Consider the following 17832-nt stretch of genomic DNA (forward strand, 5'->3'; position numbering starts at 1 on the left):
TCAGTCGCTGTCTGGGCCGGTGGTGGGGCCGGAAATGGGGCCAGTGGTGAGTCCGGTGGTGGCCGCAGCGGTGGTTTCGGTTCGCTCGGCGGTTGATCGGCTCTTGGCGCCCTGCTCCACCGCCCAGGCCAACACCACAATCAGCGCCGCCCACAGCCCAAACAGGGCCACCGGAAACAGCGGCAGGCCCCACAGCGTGGCGTCGTGGTCCCACAGCGCCAGCAAAGGGAAGTTGAACAGCAGCCACCCGGCCGCAAACAGGGCCAGCAGGCGCTGGGTACCGAGTCGCTCCAGCACGGCAGTCTCCTAGTGGGGGTTCAGGTGCGCGGGCACCACCCTCTGCAGGCGATTGTGCCGCAGGCACTTACCCGCCACTTACGCGCAGCGCGTGTGTCAGCCGCCGCGTTTGACCGGCGTCAAGCTTTGCCGCTTTGCAAGGCTTTGGCCTCGCGCGCGGCCTTGGCGTGTGCGTGACGCGACAGACCAAAACTGGCGAAAAACTTGCACCAGATGGTGGAGCCGGCGATGGCCGACCAGGTTTCGTAGTCGAGCTGCCCCAACACCACCAACACGATGACCGACGCCGCTATGGTGCCGGCGATGAGGTTGATGGCCATCTCGTAGGGCGCGAACTGCGCGGCATTGGGCGGCGACACCCCATGCTTGAGACCCACTTCGGAAAAGTCGCGGCGCACCAGGATGCGCCAGGCACGGCGCAACCAGAAAAACGCCATGGGAAACAGCGCCAGGAACAAGATCCAGGTCACGGCGACACTGATGTCAAAAACCATGGGAGGTCACTCCAGACGGGATTGAAATGAAAAGGCCCTGCCAGCGCGGCCGGCAGGGCCTGTATTGTGGCCCCTGCCCGCCGAGGCGAACAGGGGCGTTCTGCGGGTGCTCAGTGAGCGCCGTCCACAGCCTTGGAGCCACGCGGAATGCGCACGGCCTCCACCATGGCCTGGATGTGGGCCGGCGGCTCCTTGGTGACTTTGTCCACCAGGAAAGCGACGACGAAGTTCACCATCGCGCCCACCGCACCGATGGCTTCCGGCGTGATGCCGAAGAAGCTGTTCGGGCCGCCGATCAGGCCGACGAACTCGGTGCCCTTGATGAAGAAGATGCCCTTGTGTGCGAACACATAGAACAGCGTCACCAGAAGGCCCGCGATCATGCCGGCCATGGCGCCTTCTTTGTTCATCTTCTTGGAGAAGATGCCCATCATGATGGCGGGGAACAGCGACGAGGCGGCAATACCGAAGGCCAGCGCCACCGTACCGGCCGCGAAGCCCGGCGGGTTCAGACCCAGCCAGCCCGAGATCACGATGGCCACGGCCATGGCGATCTTGCCTGCCAGCAGCTCGTTCTTCTCACTGATGTTGGGCGCAAACACGCCCTTCACCAGGTCGTGGGACACGGCAGACGAAATCGCCATCAACAGACCCGCTGCTGTGGACAGCGCTGCCGCGAGACCACCCGCCGCCACCAGCGCAATCACCCAGTTGGGCAGCAACGCGATTTCGGGGTTGGCCATCACGATGATGTCGGCGTTCACCGTCAGCTCGTTGCCCTTCCAGCCAGCCGCTTCGGCCTTGGCCTTGGCAGCAGCGTTGCCGGTCTTGTCGTTGTAGTACTGGATGCGGCCGTCACCGTTCTTGTCTTCGAACTTCAGCAGGCCGGTCTTTTCCCAGCGCTTCATCCAGTCCGGACGGTCTTCGTTCTTCAGGCTGGCTTCCGGCGCGTACAGGTCACCACCGGATTTGACGGCGGTGTTGACGGTGGCGTGCAGGTTCAGCTTGGCCATCGCGGCCACAGCGGGAGCCGTGGTGTACAGGATGGCGATGAAGATCAGCGCCCAGCCAGCGGACGAACGTGCATCCTTCACCGTGGGCACGGTGAAGAATCGCATGATGACGTGCGGCAGACCGGCGGTGCCGATCATCAGCGACAGCGTGTACATGAACATGTTCAACATGCTGCCCGGCATCTGCGTGGTGTATTTGCCAAAGCCGAGGTCGGTCACGACCTGGTCCAGCTTGGCCAGCAGGGTGGTGTCGGTGCCAGAGAAACCAGCGCCCAGACCCAGCTGCGGCAAGGGGTTGCCGGTGAGTTGCAGCGAGATGAAGATGGCCGGAATGGTGTAGGCCAGGATCAGCACGATGTACTGCGCCACCTGGGTGTAGGTGATGCCCTTCATGCCGCCGAACACGGCGTACAGGAACACGATGGCCATACCGACGTAGATGCCAACTTCGCTGCTCACGCCCAGGAAGCGCGAGAAGGCCACGCCCACACCCGTCATCTGACCGATGATGTAGGTGATGGAGGCGGTCAGCAGGCAGATCACGGCCACGGTGGAGGCCGACTTCGAGTAGAAGCGGTCGCCAATGAACTGGGGCACGGTGAATTTGCCGAACTTGCGCAGGTAGGGCGCCAGCAACATGGCCAAGATCACGTAGCCGCCGGTCCAGCCCATGAGGAACAGCGCGCCGCCGTAGCCCATGTTGGAAATGAGGCCGGCCATGGAGATGAAGGACGCGGCCGACATCCAGTCTGCGGCTGTGGCCATGCCGTTCAGTTTGGGGCCGACGTTGCCGCCGGCCGCGTAGAACTCGCTGGTGGAGCCAGCGCGTGCCCAAATCGCGATGCCGATGTAGAGCGCGAAGCTCAGACCGACCACGATGTAAATGGTGGTTTGCAGATCCATGGTTCAGTCCTCGTGCACGTCAAACTGACGGTCGATGTCGCCCATCTTCTTGGCGTAATAAAAAATCAGCGCAATGAAGATGTAGATGGAGCCCTGTTGTGCGAACCAGAATCCCAGTGGGTAGCCGCCGAGCTTGATGTTGTTGAGCACATCGGCAAACAAGATGCCGGCGCCAAACGACACCACGAACCAGATGACCATGATTTTGGTCAAGAGGCCCAGCGTGGCTTTCCAGTAGGCCTGACTGTTTGAGTCATCCTTCATGAAGTCTCCTCGTTTTAGGTGGAAATACAGCGGCGAACCGCTGCGCCAAAAACCCGGTTCCGCTTGTCTCGGCACCGTGGTCGAGCGGACTGTCGGGGCGCTTGCTTACAGTTAACTGATCAAACCTGACAAGCTTGACAATCAATTCACAAATTCAGGGTAAACACCGAGGCCCTCATGCGGACGGCCCGGGATCAGCCGTGGCGATGGGCCCAGTTGAGCACGCGTTGGTGGAGTTGCTCCACCCCGTCGGTGAGTGCCGCCGGCCCTGGTTGCAGGATGTCGGCGGATTTGATTTCAAACAGTTGGCCATCGCGCACCGCCGGCACGCCCTCCCAGCCCGCACGGGCGGCCACCTTTTCGGGTCGGAATTTTTTGCCGCACCACGAGCCGATGATGATGTCGGGCGCGCGGTCGACGATGTGCTGGCCGTCGGCAATGATCCGGTCTTTCCCCAGCGGCTTTGCTGCCAGTTCGGGGAAACAGTCGTCGCCGCCGGCCAAGGTCAACAGCTCGGACACCCATCGGATGGCGCTGATGTGGGGTTCGTCCCATTCCTCGAAATAAATGCGCGGGCGCCTGGGCAAGGCCGCTGCGGCGGCGGCAATGGCGTCCAGCCGGGCTCGCATGGCAGCCAGCCGTGCCAAGCCTTGCTCGGCCTGCCCCACCATGGCGGCCACCTGGTAGAGCACGGAAAAAATCTCCTCCACGCTGCGCTGGTTGAACACCGTGACCTGCACGCCGTGCCGGACCAGGGCCGACGCAATGTCGGCCTGCAGGTCGGAGAAGCCCAACACGCAGTCGGGCTCCAGCGCCAGAATCTTGTCGATCTTGGCGCTGAGGAAGGCCGAGACCTTGGGCTTTTCCTCGCGCGCGCGGCGCGGCCGCACGGTGTAGCCCGAGATGCCGACGATGCGGGCCTCCTGCCCCAGCAGGTAGAGCCACTCGGTGGTTTCTTCGGTGAGGCAAACGATGCGCTGCGGCCCGGGCTGTGCCGGGTCAAACGGCTTCCTTGCCGTGGGTGGCGTCACTTCGGTGCCCACTTCAGGCCCGCGTAGAACGTGCGGCCCGCCGTGGCGTACCCGCGTATGGTCTGGTGGTCCTTGCCACCCACGTTGTCCACACGCAGCAGCAGCGACCAATCCTGCCCCAAGGGCCGGCTGGCATGCACATTCACCAGCCCGTAGCCGCCCAGGCGCTCGGTGTTGGCCACGTCGCTGTAGCGCTGGCCCGACAGCTTCCACTCCGCACCCCATTGCCATGCACCGCTGCGGGTGTCGGCACTCAGGCTGGCGTGGCGCTGGGCGCGGCGCACCAGGCGTTTGCCTGTGTCGAGGTTGCGCGGGTTCTGCAGGTCCAGCGAGGCGCTGAGATTGAAATCGCCCACGCGGCGCGCCGCCTGCAGCGTGACGCCGCTGAAGCGTGCACGCGCGGTGTTGGCGTAGCAGCCGGCCCAGTCGCCCAGGCCGTTGAGGCAAGGGCCTGGGCCAGACACGTAGTCAATCAAGTCAGACACCGTGTTGCGATAGGCCACCACGCCATAACGCGTGTTCTGGTGGGCGTAGCGCAGGCCGGCCTCCAGGTTGCGCCCGGATTCCGGTTTGAGATGGGGCACGCCATAGACGCTGAAGCGCTGGAACAGCGTGGGCGCGCGAAACGAGGTGCCCGCCGAGGCGGTGGCGCGCCAGCCGGGCGCAAAGCCATAGGCGTAGGCGGCACTGCCCGTGGTCTTGTTGCCAAACTCGCTGTCCTTGTCGTGGCGGGCGTTGAGCTGCAAGGCGTGCGCCCCGGCATTCCAGCCATAGCCCAGCGCCAGCGCGTCCTGATGGCGGCCTGAAATGGTGGGCGTGGTGCTGCTGTTGTCCAACTCGTCTTCACGGCGCTCCAGTGCGGCGGTGAACACCTGTGCGCCCAGGCGCCATTCGTTGTGGAACAGGTGACTGGTGATGTCGGTCGCGGTGAGGAAGCTGAAGGGCAGGCTGTCGTAGCGGTCGCGGCTGCGGCTGCTGCTCACGCGCGTCTGGTAACTGTCGGACCAACGCGCCGTCCAGTTCAAACCCAGGGTGCTGAGGTCGTGCACGCTGCGGTCGTCCACGTCGGGCATGTAGCCGTCGTATTGGCTGTTCACATGGCTGGTCAGGGCCGTGGCTTCCAGCCGGTGGCGCGCGTCCACCTGCCAGCCCAGGCGTGCCGATGCCGAGCGGTTGCGGTGACCGTCCTTGTCGGGGTTGGCGCCGGGTTGGGAATCGAAGCCACTGGCGCGTTCGCCCGCCAGCGACAAGGCGTAGTCCACCGTGCCGTTGCCGCCGCTGAGGCCCAGCTGGACGCTGGCCAGGCCGTGGCTGCCCACGCCCAGCGAGGCGGTGGGTGCAAAACCGGTATCGCCCTTGCGGGTGAACAGTTGCAACACGCCGCCCACGGCATCGGAGCCGTACACGGCGGCGGCCGGGCCACGCACCAGCTCGATGCGGTCGATCTGCGCGAGTGGCAGCGCGTTCCAGGTCACGCCGCCAGTGGACTGCGAATCCACCCGCACGCCGTCGATGAAGACGGCGGTGAAACGCGGGTCGGCCCCACGCACAAACACGCCCGTGACCGATGCCTGGCCGCCGGTGCGGGCCAGCTCGACGCCGGGCAGGCGCGCCAGCACGTCGGCCAGACCCACGGCGCCGCTGCGCTCGATGGCTTCGCGATCGACCACGGTGACGTCGGCCACGACATCCATCAGGGGTTGGGCCACGCGCGTGGCGGTGACCACGGTTTCGCGCAGTTGCGCGATCTGTTGCTGCGCATGGGCGGAGCTGGTAGGCCAAACCAGGGTCAAGGCCAGGGGCAACGCGGCAAGGGGGGCGCCGGGGGTGCGGGAACGCATGGGAGTGTCCATCGATCAAGGTGTCCTCACCGCCTTCCCCGACGGTGCCTGGACGTCAAGGCGGCGCGCACCTGGGCGCGCACCACCACCTTGTTGGCCGGTATCCGGGCTGGCGGAGCGATTCCCTTCGCCTTCCCAGGGGCCGTGTGGACCACCAGTGGCGTTGAAGGAAACGGAGACGTGGCCGCTGTGCGAAGCCACTTTCTCGTCCACTTACCGTTGCGGGGGCAGCGCTGGTTAGACACCACCTGTGCAGGTGGCCATCCCCCAGCTTCCCGTTGAACTGCGGCATGTGAGCCACACCGCGAGCACCAACGCCGCCGATTGTAGTCACGTGGTCCGGGCGCGGCGCCTACAATGGCGGCGACATGGCTGCCACCCACCCCATCGATCAGATTGCCGAGCGCGTCGAGCGCTTGCTGCTGCGACACGAGGAACTGCGCCGCACCAACGCCTTGCTGGCCGAACAGGTGCGCACGCTGACCCAGGAACGTGACGCCCTCAAGGGGCGGCTGGGCGCGGCGCGCCAGCGCATCGATCTGCTGATCCAACGCCTGCCAACGCCCGGTGTGAAAGACGAAGTATGAGCAAACCCGGCCTGAAACAGATCGAGGTTCAGATCATGGGCAACAGCTATTTGCTGGCCTGCCCAGACGGTGGCGAGGCAACGCTGCTTGATGCGGTGGAAAAGGTCGATGCGGCGATGTGCCGCATCCGCGACGCGGGCAAGGTCAAGGCACGTGACCGAATTGCGGTCTTGGCGTCGTTGAACATCGCTTTTGAGCTGTCGCAGAAAGAGGCGCTGGCGTTCAACGCGTCCTCCTTCGGCCACACGGAAGACCCGGCGCAATCGGATGCACAGGCGACAGAATCGACCGCCGTGGAAGCGCGTCTGATGCAATTGGTGCGTCGCCTCGACCAAGCCCTGGAAAACGACGGCCAACTGCTTTGATGCGGCCCGACTGGCCTACAATGTCAACTGTCTGCGGCGCGTGCCGGGCTTTATATTTCCTTGAACCAATGCTCATTGAGCCCGGGCTTGGTACATTGCATGGTGGGTGTGAGCGTCTCGCGTCAGACGAGCCCGAAGCCCTGCTGCCCTCGCCCACCTGAACCCCGGTTCAGGATGCCGGTCCGGTGGCACCGCAGACACCCTCTTTTTCCGGTTGAGCGTTCGGCATGGTGAGTTGAGCGTGCGTGTGCTCAACATCACCTCCCTTCACCCCATGCTCCTGGACCCCATCCTCATCGTCGAATTGGCCGTGCTTGGCCTGTGCACCGGTTTTCTGGCCGGTCTGTTGGGCATAGGGGGCGGCATGATCATGGTGCCCTTCATCACCTTCATCATGGGTTCGCGTGGTGTGGCGCCCGAGTTGTCGGTCAAGATGGCCATTGCCACCTCCATGGCCACCATCATTTTCACATCGGTGTCCAGTGTGCGCGCCCACCACAAACGCGGAGCCGTGCGCTGGGACATCGTCAAGGGCCTGGCACCGGGCATTGTGCTGGGCGCCATGGTGGCGAGCCTGGGCGTGTTCGCGGTGCTCAAAGGCGCCTGGCTGGCGCTGCTGTTCGCCGCCTTTGTCGGCTTTTCCGGCACCCAGATGCTGCTGGACAAAAAGCCGGCGCCCACGCGGGGGCTGCCGGGCACGGGCGGCTTGGTGGGCGCAGGTGGCGTGATCGGCTTTCTCTCGGGCCTGGTGGGTGCAGGCGGCGGTTTTGTCAGCGTGCCGTTCATGACCTGGTGCAACGTGGCTATCCACAACGCGGTGGCCACCAGCGCCGCGCTGGGTTTCCCGATTGCCGTGGCCAACGTGGCAGGCTATGTGGTGGCCGGGGCTTCGGTGCAGGGGCTGCCCGCCGGGTCACTGGGCTACATCTTCCTGCCGGCACTCGCCGTCATTGCCACGGCCAGCGTGCTGACCGCCCCACTGGGCGCCAAGGCGGCCCACGCCTTGCCTGTCAAACAGCTCAAGCGCGCGTTTGCCGCGGTGCTCTATGTGCTGGCGGCCTACATGCTCTACAAAGGCTTGAGCATGTGAGCGTGGGAGCGGCGCCGTCTCACCTCAGTGGGCGGCGTGCTCAGTGGGCGTGGCGCATGCCGCAGAACTTGCCCAGCGCCAGTCCCTTGCAGGCCACTTGAAGCGCCTTGGCGCATTCGTCGGGGTTGCGGCCAGATTGCAGGCACTGTGCCGCCGCGCTGTGGGCCGCAGCCATCTGCTTGTGGCGCTCGATGTCCTCCTGGACCTCTTTGCTGCTGTGCTGGGCACACGCGCCCGTGCTGAAGAACAACAGGGCGGCGCATGCGATGAGAGTGCTGGGTTTCATGGTTCAGTCGGGGCGCACGTGCTGGGCAAACACGCGCAGAAATTTGTCAAGTTTGGGGGCCACCACAAAGGCGCAATAGCCCTGGTTGGGGTGCTTGAGAAAGTAGTCCTGATGGTAGGCTTCAGCCGCGCTGTAGTGGGCGATGGGCACCAACTCAGTGACCACTTCAGACGCGTTCGGAAGACCAGCCATCACGTCCCGCGCCATCTCAGCATGCGCGGCATCATGCCAATAGATGCCGCTGCGGTACTGGGTCCCCACGTCGTTGCCCTGTCGGTTCAATGAGGTGGGGTCGTGTATGCCAAAAAAGATGACCAGCAGATCGCGCAACCCAATCTGTGCGGGGTCAAACACCAGCTTCACCACCTCCACAAAACCAGTCTGCCCGGTGCAGACCTGTTCGTAGGTGGGTGGGTGCAACTCGGCCCGCCCATTGCAATAGCCCGACTCCACGTCGAGCACGCCCGCTACCCGGTCGAACACGGCCTCCAGGCACCAGAAGCAGCCGCCGCCCAGGGTGATGGTTTCAGTGTGTGTGGTCATGGGCTCATTTCAGAATGCAGAAACACCGATCGTAGCCGCCACCACAACAGCGGCCGTGGCCAAGGGTCAATCGCACATTGTGGAGCGGTTCACCCACAAATTTGACTATTTTTGCGGATCACCGCAAGGCCGTGGTTGTAGAGTCTCGCCATCAAAAACCAACAGGGAGTTTATTGTGGGCATCCAACGCTACGTCGCCGAATTCATCGGCACTTTTTGGCTTGTGCTGGGCGGTTGTGGTAGCGCCGTGCTGGCCGCGGCCTTTCCTGAGGTGGGCATCGGCTTGCTGGGCGTGTCGCTCGCCTTCGGCCTGACGGTGTTGACCATGGCGTTTGCCATCGGGCACATCTCGGGTTGCCACCTCAACCCGGCGGTGTCGGTCGGTCTCTGGATCGGTGGTCGTTTTGAAGGGCGCGACCTGCTGCCCTACGTGATGGCGCAGGTGCTGGGCGCCATCGCCGCCGCAGGCGTGCTGTTTGTGGTCGCCAGCGGCCAACCTGGCTTTGCCATCGACCCCGCAGCCGCAGGCGCCTTTGCCACCAACGGTTTTGGCACACACTCCCCCGGCGGCTACAGCCTGGTGTCGGCGCTGGTGATCGAGGTCGTGCTCACCGCGTTGTTCTTGTTTGTCATCCTGGGAGCCACCGACAACCGCGCCCCCGACGGACTGGCCCCCATCGCCATCGGCCTGTGCCTCACGCTCATCCACCTGATCAGCATCCCGGTCACCAACACCTCGGTCAACCCGGCGCGCAGCACGGGCATGGCGCTGTTTGTGGGCGGTGCGGCGGTGCAGCAGCTGTGGCTGTTCTGGGTCGCACCGGTGGTGGGCGCACTGCTCGGCGCACTCAGCTACCGCTGGGTGGGCCAGCGCTGAAGACGCGTCTGCCAGGCGCCCGTGCACACCCCTTTGCAGACAGCACCGCATGGGGTGTTGTTTTCTGCGAAAAACACGGGCTCCCAGAGGGAGAATTTGCATCAAATCGGGCGCGCACCGCTTCAAAACCCCTCACTTCTCCATTAGCATGGTCCGACCACGCAGAAAGCGCGTTTTCCGCTGGTCTTGGAACCACTTCTAGAAGGACATTCAACCATGGCAACTGCAAAAAAAGCGCCCGCCAAAGCGGCGGCTCCAGCGAAAAAGGCCGCTGCGCCTGCGGCCAAAAAAGCCGCTCCGGCGAAAAAGGCTGCACCTGCGGCCAAAAAAGCTGCAGCACCCGCCGCTAAAAAGGCGGCTCCGGCCAAAAAGGCCGCTGCACCTGCCAAGAAGCGCACCCCCAACGCCGCCTTCATGAAAGCCATGACGCCCAGCGCTTCGCTGGCCGCCATCGTCGGCGCCACCCCGCTGCCGCGCACCGAAGTCACCAAGAAGGTGTGGGAATACATCAAGAAGAACAAACTGCAAGATGCGGTCAACAAGCGCATGATCAACGCCGACGCCAAGCTGAAGGAAATCTTCAAGAAGGCCCAGGCGTCCATGTTCGAAATGACCAAGATGATCAACGAACACCTGAAGTGACGCCTGCCCGGGACGCTGTGCAACAGCCCCTGGTGCAGACAAACAAAAGCCGGCAGATGCCGGCTTTTTTCATGGGCTGCGGGCCTGTGGCTCAACGCGCGGCTTTTTGTGCCGCCTCGCGGATGGCCGTGAGGGTGCCACGGGTGGTGATGACCTCTGGGTCCAGCGGCACCTCGATCACGGTGCCTGTGGGAGCTGCCAAGGCGCGCAACAAAGCGTCTTTGAACGCGGCCGTGTGGGTGACACGTTCTGCCGCATAGCCATAGGCACGCGCCAGCGCACAAAAATCGGGGTTGGCCAGAGACGAGCCCGCCACACGCGCCGGGTAGTGTTTTTCCTGGTGCATGCGAATGGTTCCGTACATGCCGTTGTTGAGCAGCAGCACGATGGTCTTGGCGCCATGCTGGGCGGCCGTGGCCAGCTCCTGACCGTTCATGAGAAAGTCGCCGTCCCCGGCGATGGTGAACACCGTGCGGTGGGGCTGGACAATGGCGGCGCCCACGCCAGCGGGCACGCCGTAGCCCATGGCCCCATTGGTGGGCGCCAGTTGTGTTTTGTGGCCCCGGGCCAGCCCACGGTAGCGGTAGAAGCGGTGCAGCCAGCTGGCAAAGTTGCCGGCACCATTGGTGAGAATGGCGTCCGCCGGCAGGTGTTCGAACAAGGTGGCTATGAGGGCCGGCATGTCGACGTCACCGGGCAGCACCACACCGCCATTGGCCGGGGCGATGTTGTCGCGGTAGTCGCGGTTGCAGGCCTGGGTCCAGGCCTCCCAGGCCACCTGCGGCGGCGCATCCAGCACCTCCAGCGCGCGTGCGGCCGCGTTCATGGTGGCGCAAATCGCCAGATCGGCCTGGTAGACGCGGTTGAGCTCCTCGGCGCTGGCGTGCACATGCACCAGCTTTTGCACCGGGCGCGGCGCCTCGATCAGGGTGTAGCTGCCGGTGGTGGCCTCGCCCAGGCGGGGGCCCAACACCAGCAACAGGTCGCTGGTGCGCACGCGCGCGGCCAGCGCCGGGTTGATGCCCAGCCCGATGTCGCCGGCGTACAGCGGGTGGTCGTTGTCGAAGGTGTCCTGAAAACGGAACGCGTTGGCCACCGGCAAGCGCCAGGCCTCGGCAAAACGCTGCAGGGCCTGTGCCGACTGGGGCGTCCAGCCACCGCCACCGGCAATCACCAACGGCCGTTGTGCCTTGACGAGCATTTCGCGCAGGGCGCGCAACGACCCCGGATCGGCCCAGGCTTGCACGGGTTCCACACGCGGCAGGGCCTGCGCGGTGACGGTCTGCGTCAACATGTCCTCGGGCAGCACCAGCACCACGGGGCCGGGGCGCCCGTTCATGGGAGTGGCAAACGCGCGGGCGATGTACTCGGGGATGCGGCGCGCATCGTCAATGCGCTCCACCCGTTTGGCCATGGGCCCAAAGAAGCGGGCGAAGTCCACCTCCTGAAAGGCCTCGCGGTCTCTGCAATCGCTGGCCACATCACCCACCAGCAACACCATCGGAGTGGAGTCTTGGAAGGCCGTGTGCAGGCCGATGGACGCGTTGGTGGCCCCCGGACCCCGCGTCACAAAACACACACCGGGGCGCCCGGTGACTTTGCCGTGGGCCTCGGCCATGAAGGCGGCGCCCCCCTCCTGCCGGCAGATCACAAACTGGATCTTGTCGGCGTGGTGGTGGAAACCGTCCAGCACAGCGAGGTAGCTTTCGCCTGGTACGCCAAAGGCGTGGGTGACGCCCTGGGCAAGAAGGCATTCAACGAGGAGGTGGCCAGCAAGGGTTTGGGTCATGGCGTGATTGTGCCCCGACCGCGCCCTGCCCCACCTCTCACTGTCCCACGCCTCATGAGAGCCCTTTTCAAGCCTGCCGGGTGCGCTGCCCCACGCCCACAGCAGCCACCACCGAGAGCATCAGGGTGATGGCTGCCCCCACCAGCGTGGCCGCGTACCAGCCCCGGTCCATCACCACACCAAACACCACCGGCGCAATCGCAAAGCCAACGTCCAGCCCAGAGTAGACAGTGCCGTACACACGGCCCGTGGCCCCCTTGGGCGTGGCCTTGCGAATCATCATGTCGCGGCTGGGGCCACCAATGCCGACGGCAAAACCGGTCAAGGCCAGCACCACCATGGTGCCGGTGCCACCCAGCCACGCGGTGGCACACACCAACATCAAGACCGCGCCGCAGCCCATGGACCAGGCCACCACACGTTCGCTGTGCGCGGACCGGGCGGCCACAAAACCACCCACCAACATGCCCAGCGCGCTGCACAACATGTACGAGGTGACGGTGAGTGTGGCGGCCTCCAGGCTGATGCCGTGAACCGCCTTGAGAATCGACGCCGAGTAGTTCTGCACCACGGCCAATGTCATGGTGGAGAGCAGGAAAAAGGCGAAACACCACCACACCACGGGCAACTTCATGAAGGCCAGGTCGCTGTGTTTGGGGGCATCGGCATGCCGCACCACCACCTCGGTACGCAGCAGGTCACGTTTCCAGTACAACACGCTCAGCACCACCACATAGAGCACAGCGGCCGACAGGTAAGCGGTCTCGCGGTCGTGCAGGGAGGAAATGCCCACCAGGAACACCGGCGCCAAGGCCCAGCCCAGGCTGCCTGTGAGGCCGTGCACGCTGAAGGCATGCCCCAGCCGGGGCGTGGACACACGCTGGTTGAGGATGGTGAAGTCGCAGGGATGAAAGGGCGCATTGCCCATGCCCGCCAGCACCACCACCAACAACAAGCCGCCGTACCCGGTGGCTTGCGAGGCCACCAGCGATGCCAACAGGAACAGCCCGATGGCGCCAAACAACACCGGGCGTGCGCCCAGGCGGTCCACCACAAAACCAGACAAGGCCTGGCCCATGCCGGAGATGACAAAAAACACCGTCATGAGAAAACCCACATCGGCGAAGCTCAGCCCGAAGTCGCGCATGAACATGGGGAACAGCGGCGGCAACAGCAGGTGGGTGAAGTGCGAGCAGGCGTGCGCCAGCCCAACCAGCCCCATGACGGCTGCGTCTTGCCTGAGGGGCACGGGGGCGATGTCGGCGCTTGAAAGGGTGGCGGTGTTCATGGCTGGCATGGTAGGCTGCCACCGAGAGTCTGTCTGCCGACAAATCGTCAACTTGTAGCGAATTACCGCCAAGAGCACACCCGTCCACATCCCATTGCCGACATGCGCCGCACCAAGACCCCCATCGCTATCACGGTGGACGACACCGAGCCCTTCGCCCCCACGCCGCAGCGTCCCCTGCGCACGCGTCTGCGTGACCTGCCTCAAGACACCCACTTCGAGCCCCACCAGCACGAATGGGCCCAACTGGCCTGTTGCGCCAGTGGGCTGCTGCAGGTCGCGGTGCGCGCAGCAGGCCACGGAGGCAGCGAACAAGACATCTCGGTGGTGGTGCCACCGCAACGTGCGGTGTGGATTCCGCCTGGCGCCTTGCACTCCGTCATGGTGGTGGAAGCCGCGCAGTCGCGCACGGTCTACCTGCACGCCAGCCTGTTCCAGGCGGGCTGGGAACAGGTGCGGGTGCTCGCGGTGACACCCCTGCTGCACGCGCTCATCGACGCGCAGGACCACGCCAGCTACCGCGAGCACGCCGATGAACAAGCGGCGCTGACCACCTTGGTGCGGCACGAGCTGACGCACGCCACCTGCCTGCCGGTGGGGGTGCCCATGCCCCCCGCCGGGCGAGGCGACCGGCGGTTGCGCGCCTTGTGCAACGAACTGCTGGCGCAACCGAACACCTTTGCCACCCTGGCCCAGTGGGCTGCCGCCCACGGCGCGAGCGAGCGCACCATGGCGCGGCTGTTTCGGGCCGAACTGGGCATGAGTTTTCACCACTGGCGCCAGCAGGCGGTGCTGGCGCGGGCGCTGCCAAGGCTGGCCCAAGGCACGCCGGTGGCCCAGGTGGCAGCCGACAGCGGCTACGCCAGCGAAAGCGCGTTCAGCGCCATGTTCAAGGCCTGCATGGGAACCTCGCCACGGCACTTCCGGCCGGCCGGCCACAAAACCCAGGAAGGCACAATAGCGGCATGAACATCGTGATTTTGGACGACTACCAAGACGCCGTCCGCAAGCTGGCTTGTGCCGAGAAACTTGAACCCTACCCCGCCAAGGTCTACACCAACACGGTCAAGGGTGTGGGCCAGTTGTCGGTGCGCCTGCGCGACGCCGACGTGCTGGTGCTGAACCGCGAACGCACCATCATTTCCCGCCAGCTGGTTGAAAAACTGCCGCGCCTGAAGCTCATCGCCCAGACCGGCCGCGTGGGCGCCCACATCGACGTGGCGGCCTGCACCGAAAAGGGCGTGGCTGTGGCCGAAGGCGTGGGTTCGCCGGTGGCGCCGGCCGAGCTGACCTGGGCCCTGGTGATGGCCGCCATGCGCCGCCTGCCCCACTACATCTCCAGCCTCAAACACGGCGGCTGGCAGCAGTCGGGGCTGAAGGCGGCCTCGATGCCACCGAACTTTGGTCTGGGGCAGGTGCTCAAGGGCAAGGTGCTGGGCGTGTGGAGCTATGGGCGCATTGGCCAGTTGGTCGCAGGCTATGGCCGCGCATTTGGCATGCGGGTGCAGGTGTGGGGCAGCGAAGCGGCCAGGCAACGTGCCCTGCAGGATGGCTTTGACGTGGCCACCACCAAAGAGGCCTTTTTTGAAAGCTGCGACGTGCTGAGCCTGCACCTGCGGCTGGCCGACAGCACCACAGGCTGCGTGACGCTCGAAGACCTGGCCCGCATGAAGCACACTGCCGTGCTGGTCAACACCTCGCGCGCCGAGCTGATCGAACCCGATGCCTTGCTGGGCGCACTCAACCGGGGGCGCCCAGGCATGGCGGCGGTGGATGTGTTCGAGTCCGAGCCCATCCTGCAAGGGCACGCGCTGCTGCGCCTGGAAAACTGCATCTGCACCCCGCACATCGGCTACGTGGAGCAAGAGAGCTATGAACTCTATTTTTCAGCCGCCTTCGACAACGTGGTGAACTTCATCAAAGGCACCCCCACCAACATCGTCAACCCTGGCGCGTTGCAGGTCAGGCGCTGAACAAGCCGCCTCAGGTTTTGGCAGGCGGCTGGCCGCCCTTGCCTTCTTCCTCGATGGCAAACAGGTCGAAATCCAGCATGGGCAGGTCGCGGCCCTGTGCTTCGTCGGTGGGCACCGGCGCCTCGGCCGGCGCAGGGATGTCGTGGTCCGGGGTGAAGGACAGGTCCAGATCCAGCCCACCGTCAGACTCGACCGGCGCTGGCGCAGGTACAGGCGCAGCGACAGCGGCCACCGCAACAGCGGCAGGGGCCACCCAGGAGGCCACCGCCTCCGGCGCGGGGCCAGGCGCGCGCAAGTCGGTGTCGCCCAACAAGGTGTGCGCCACGCTGTAGAGCAACAGCGCATCTTCAAAGGCCTGCAGGCTGTGCTTCTCCAGCAAACCGGTACCGGGCGGCGCCAGCACGGTGTTGCGCAGCAAGCCCAGCACCTGCTCGTCGGGCCAGAACCGCGTGAGCACATCGATGAACTTGGACTGCGTGTCCAGCCCAGCCACACTCGGCGTGTAGCAGGTGACATCGGGTGCCTGGGCACCAAACGCCAGCTCAAAACGACGCGCCAGCTCGCGCAGGCGCTCGGTGTCGCCCTGCGCCTGCGCGTGTTGCATCATCAGCAGGTAGGGCAACTCGCACGACGAGGGGTGCTCCTCCACAAACTGTTCCAGCACCAAGGTGGCCTCGGTGCTTTGTTGCAGCGATTCGAAAAACTCCACTTGCTGCACCAGGTCCAGCAAGGCTTCCAGCGACACCGGCGCATCCTCTGTGAACGCGGCGAACGAGGACTCGGTGGCCTCATTCACATGCAAGGCCGCCATGGCGTTGTCGTCCACCTCAGGGAATGCCACGGCAGCCGCCTGCGTGACGGGCGCGGCAGGCGCTGCGGCCAACGTCGGTGCGCTGGCCGTGCTGGCGGGCAGCGAGGCCACGCCGCCGCTGTCCTGCACCGATTGCCACCAGGGCAGATCGCCCTGCCCCTGCGTGGCGCGCTGCCGCTTGCGTTCGGTCAACAACCAAGCCAGCGCCGCACCTGCCAGCACTAGCGCCGCCGCCAGTGCGTACAACAACGACTTGGGCGCACGCTCATCGCGCTCGGCCTGCATCTGAGCGGTGAGTGCGGCCATGCTGGCTTGCAGCCCGGCCTGTTGCTCGCGCAAGGCCTTCAATTCGGCTTCCATCGAGGCCAAACGGCGGGCGTCTTCGGCGGCCTTGTCGGGCGGCGTGTTCAAGGCGGCCCACAACTCGGCCGCGGCTTTGCGATCTGCCTCGGTGCCGGTCGGCGGGCCCTGCAACTCGGTGTTGAGTTTGAGACCTGGGTGCTGCCCGGGCGACAGGTCCACAGGATCGAGTTTGAGCCGTGACCCTGCGGGCGCTGGCGCAGGTGCCACGGGCGCCGCTGCCGCCGCTTTGGGCGCGGCCGGTGCCGCAGGCACCTGCTTGGCCGCGACGGGCTTGGGGCGCGCTGGGGGGCGTGCCACAGGCTTGGGACGGGGTGGGCTAGCGGTGGCCTGTGGTGAGGGTGGCGGCGTCTGCCTTGCAGGTGGCAACGGGCGCACCGGGTTGGCGGCGAGCGGTGCAGGATCGGCCAAAACAGCGCCAGGGCTGGACGGTGCCAGTGGTGGCAAGCTGGGCAGCTGCGCGGGCGCACCCGTCCGTGGCGACAACACCACCAGCGGTGGCGACGCCACGGCGGGCGGCGGCGCCAATGCCGGGTCCAGATCGGCCAGCAAGGTGTACTTGCGGCTGTAGCGATCTGCGGCGCAACCGGTTTGCAACAACACACTGACCACGGGCTCGTTGACCGGCACACTGCTGCGCACGCGTATGAGGGCCCCATCGCCCGCAGCCTGTACGCTCAGGGACACACTGCTGGCGGGCAAGACGCTGTCACCGTACTGCACTTCGGCCAACAGGCAACCGGCGGATTCGATGTCGGCCAGCGGCGCGCTCGACCGCACGGATATGTCCAGCGGGCGACCAATGACGGCCTGCCCCGATGAGCCACCCAAGGACAATGCGGCACTGTGCAGTGAGGTCGAGAGCACAATACCGCCCAGCGCATACTTGAGCATCAGGCGTTCCTTGGTTTCCATGGGCGTTGTTCGGTGTACGGAAACATTTTGTCATAACCAATTAACGATTGAGGCAGGGTCAGAGCAATGAGTCTCCAATTTGAAACAGTAGGGGTGGTGGGCACGGGCGCCATGGGTCGCGGAATTGCGCAAATTGCCGCGCAGGCCGGCAGCCAGGTGTGGCTGTTTGACGCTGGTGCAGGCGCTGCCGAGAAGGCCGCTGCGGCCTTGGGCGAACAGTGGGACAAACTGGCCGCCAAAGGCAAGCTCACAGCCGAAGCGGTGGCGCAACTCAAGGGCCGTTTGTCCATCGCCACTGAACTGACTCAACTCGCGCCTTGCCAGATGGTGGTGGAAGGGGTCTCCTCGTTTTCAGTGCAATAAGTGACGGTACGCAAAGCTAGCACTGGCGCGGGGGTGGTCTGGGTAGACCGTTGATTTCATTGACTTTCCTGTTCGCTTTGTAAACGGGTATGGTGGCCTC

The 17832-nt window shown here is 65.0% G+C and carries 19 protein-coding genes, 1 other RNA gene and 1 riboswitch; of the genes, 9 read left to right on the top strand and 11 right to left on the bottom strand.

Going from position 1 to position 17832, the window contains the following annotated elements; all coding sequences use genetic code 11:
* The 6 genes from ACFQPB_RS20265 to ACFQPB_RS20290 form a co-directional block, all read right to left on the bottom strand.
* Positions 1-297 (bottom strand): hypothetical protein, encoded by a 297-nt coding sequence (locus ACFQPB_RS20265; protein ID WP_382227253.1) that lies wholly within the window; start codon positions 295-297, stop codon positions 1-3.
* Positions 298-416: 119 nt separating this feature from the next.
* Positions 417-791 carry a hypothetical protein gene (locus ACFQPB_RS20270; protein WP_382227255.1) on the bottom strand — a complete coding sequence of 125 codons (375 nt, stop codon included), beginning with the start codon at positions 789-791 and terminating at the stop codon, positions 417-419.
* Positions 792-901: 110 nt separating this feature from the next.
* A complete protein-coding gene (locus ACFQPB_RS20275; RefSeq protein ID WP_382227257.1) occupies positions 902-2707 on the bottom strand; it encodes a sodium:solute symporter family protein in 1806 nt (601 codons plus the stop codon).
* Positions 2708-2710: 3 nt separating this feature from the next.
* On the bottom strand, positions 2711-2971 hold the full coding sequence (locus ACFQPB_RS20280) for a DUF4212 domain-containing protein (protein WP_382227260.1): 261 nt from the start codon (positions 2969-2971) through the stop codon (positions 2711-2713).
* Between the two features lie 194 nt (positions 2972-3165).
* Complete coding sequence (locus ACFQPB_RS20285; RefSeq protein ID WP_382227263.1) at positions 3166-4002, bottom strand: ABC transporter substrate-binding protein; 837 nt, start codon at positions 4000-4002, stop codon at positions 3166-3168.
* Positions 3999-5843 (bottom strand): TonB-dependent receptor domain-containing protein, encoded by a 1845-nt coding sequence (locus tag ACFQPB_RS20290; protein WP_382227265.1) that lies wholly within the window; start codon positions 5841-5843, stop codon positions 3999-4001. Before ACFQPB_RS20290 ends, ACFQPB_RS20285 begins: the two co-directional genes overlap by 4 nt.
* A 78-nt stretch (positions 5844-5921) precedes the next feature.
* Positions 5922-6174: riboswitch (cobalamin riboswitch) on the bottom strand.
* Between the two features lie 37 nt (positions 6175-6211).
* On the opposite strand from ACFQPB_RS20290, the gene ACFQPB_RS20295 reads away from it, so the two are divergent.
* From ACFQPB_RS20295 to ACFQPB_RS20305, 4 genes are all read left to right on the top strand, one after another.
* Positions 6212-6430, top strand: a complete 219-nt coding sequence (locus ACFQPB_RS20295) for a DUF904 domain-containing protein (RefSeq protein WP_382227268.1) — start codon at positions 6212-6214, stop codon at positions 6428-6430.
* A gap of 11 nt (positions 6431-6441) precedes the next feature.
* Complete coding sequence (locus ACFQPB_RS20300; RefSeq protein ID WP_382199436.1) at positions 6442-6795, top strand: cell division protein ZapA; 354 nt, start codon at positions 6442-6444, stop codon at positions 6793-6795.
* 25 nt (positions 6796-6820) lie between these two features.
* Positions 6821-6999: non-coding RNA, 6S RNA (gene ssrS, locus ACFQPB_RS23925), on the top strand.
* 70 nt (positions 7000-7069) lie between these two features.
* Entirely contained in the window at positions 7070-7885 is an 816-nt protein-coding gene (locus tag ACFQPB_RS20305) for a sulfite exporter TauE/SafE family protein (RefSeq protein WP_382199383.1), read from the top strand.
* 40 nt (positions 7886-7925) lie between these two features.
* Here ACFQPB_RS20305 and ACFQPB_RS20310 read toward each other — a convergent pair whose 3' ends face one another.
* Both ACFQPB_RS20310 and msrA read right to left on the bottom strand, forming a co-directional pair.
* A complete protein-coding gene (locus ACFQPB_RS20310; protein ID WP_382227271.1) occupies positions 7926-8171 on the bottom strand; it encodes a hypothetical protein in 246 nt (81 codons plus the stop codon).
* Between the two features lie 3 nt (positions 8172-8174).
* On the bottom strand, positions 8175-8714 hold the full coding sequence (gene msrA / locus ACFQPB_RS20315; protein WP_382227274.1) for a peptide-methionine (S)-S-oxide reductase MsrA: 540 nt from the start codon (positions 8712-8714) through the stop codon (positions 8175-8177).
* 181 nt (positions 8715-8895) lie between these two features.
* Here msrA and aqpZ point away from each other — a divergent pair, with 181 nt between their 5' ends.
* Both aqpZ and ACFQPB_RS20325 read left to right on the top strand, forming a co-directional pair.
* A complete protein-coding gene (aqpZ, locus tag ACFQPB_RS20320) occupies positions 8896-9591 on the top strand; it encodes an aquaporin Z (RefSeq protein ID WP_382227293.1) in 696 nt (231 codons plus the stop codon).
* Positions 9592-9807: 216 nt separating this feature from the next.
* Complete coding sequence (locus ACFQPB_RS20325) at positions 9808-10233, top strand: SWIB/MDM2 domain-containing protein (RefSeq protein ID WP_382199380.1); 426 nt, start codon at positions 9808-9810, stop codon at positions 10231-10233.
* A 91-nt stretch (positions 10234-10324) separates the two neighbouring features.
* Here the strand turns inward: ACFQPB_RS20325 and ACFQPB_RS20330 are convergent, their stop codons facing one another.
* Positions 10325-12022 (bottom strand): thiamine pyrophosphate-binding protein, encoded by a 1698-nt coding sequence (locus ACFQPB_RS20330; RefSeq protein WP_382227277.1) that lies wholly within the window; start codon positions 12020-12022, stop codon positions 10325-10327.
* A gap of 67 nt (positions 12023-12089) precedes the next feature.
* Complete coding sequence (locus ACFQPB_RS20335; RefSeq protein WP_382227280.1) at positions 12090-13310, bottom strand: MFS transporter; 1221 nt, start codon at positions 13308-13310, stop codon at positions 12090-12092.
* Positions 13311-13412: 102 nt separating this feature from the next.
* Here ACFQPB_RS20335 and ACFQPB_RS20340 point away from each other — a divergent pair, with 102 nt between their 5' ends.
* The gene (locus ACFQPB_RS20340) at positions 13413-14279 is read left to right on the top strand and encodes an AraC family transcriptional regulator (protein WP_382227282.1); all 867 of its coding nucleotides are present in this window, start codon (positions 13413-13415) and stop codon (positions 14277-14279) included.
* Positions 14276-15283 carry a D-2-hydroxyacid dehydrogenase family protein gene (locus tag ACFQPB_RS20345; protein ID WP_382227285.1) on the top strand — a complete coding sequence of 336 codons (1008 nt, stop codon included), beginning with the start codon at positions 14276-14278 and terminating at the stop codon, positions 15281-15283. The genes ACFQPB_RS20340 and ACFQPB_RS20345 overlap by 4 nt, the downstream gene beginning before the upstream one ends.
* Before the next feature lie 10 nt (positions 15284-15293).
* Here ACFQPB_RS20345 and ACFQPB_RS20350 read toward each other — a convergent pair whose 3' ends face one another.
* The gene (locus ACFQPB_RS20350; protein ID WP_382227287.1) at positions 15294-17369 is read right to left on the bottom strand and encodes a FimV/HubP-related protein; all 2076 of its coding nucleotides are present in this window, start codon (positions 17367-17369) and stop codon (positions 15294-15296) included.
* A 66-nt stretch (positions 17370-17435) separates the two neighbouring features.
* Between ACFQPB_RS20350 and ACFQPB_RS20355 the strand changes: the two genes are divergently transcribed.
* Positions 17436-17732, top strand: a complete 297-nt coding sequence (locus tag ACFQPB_RS20355; RefSeq protein ID WP_382227290.1) for a 3-hydroxyacyl-CoA dehydrogenase NAD-binding domain-containing protein — start codon at positions 17436-17438, stop codon at positions 17730-17732.
* The last annotated feature ends 100 nt before the right edge of the window (positions 17733-17832 follow it).

It is taken from the genome of Hydrogenophaga atypica, assembly GCF_042665215.1.
GTDB lineage: Bacteria > Pseudomonadota > Gammaproteobacteria > Burkholderiales > Burkholderiaceae_C > Hydrogenophaga > Hydrogenophaga defluvii_A.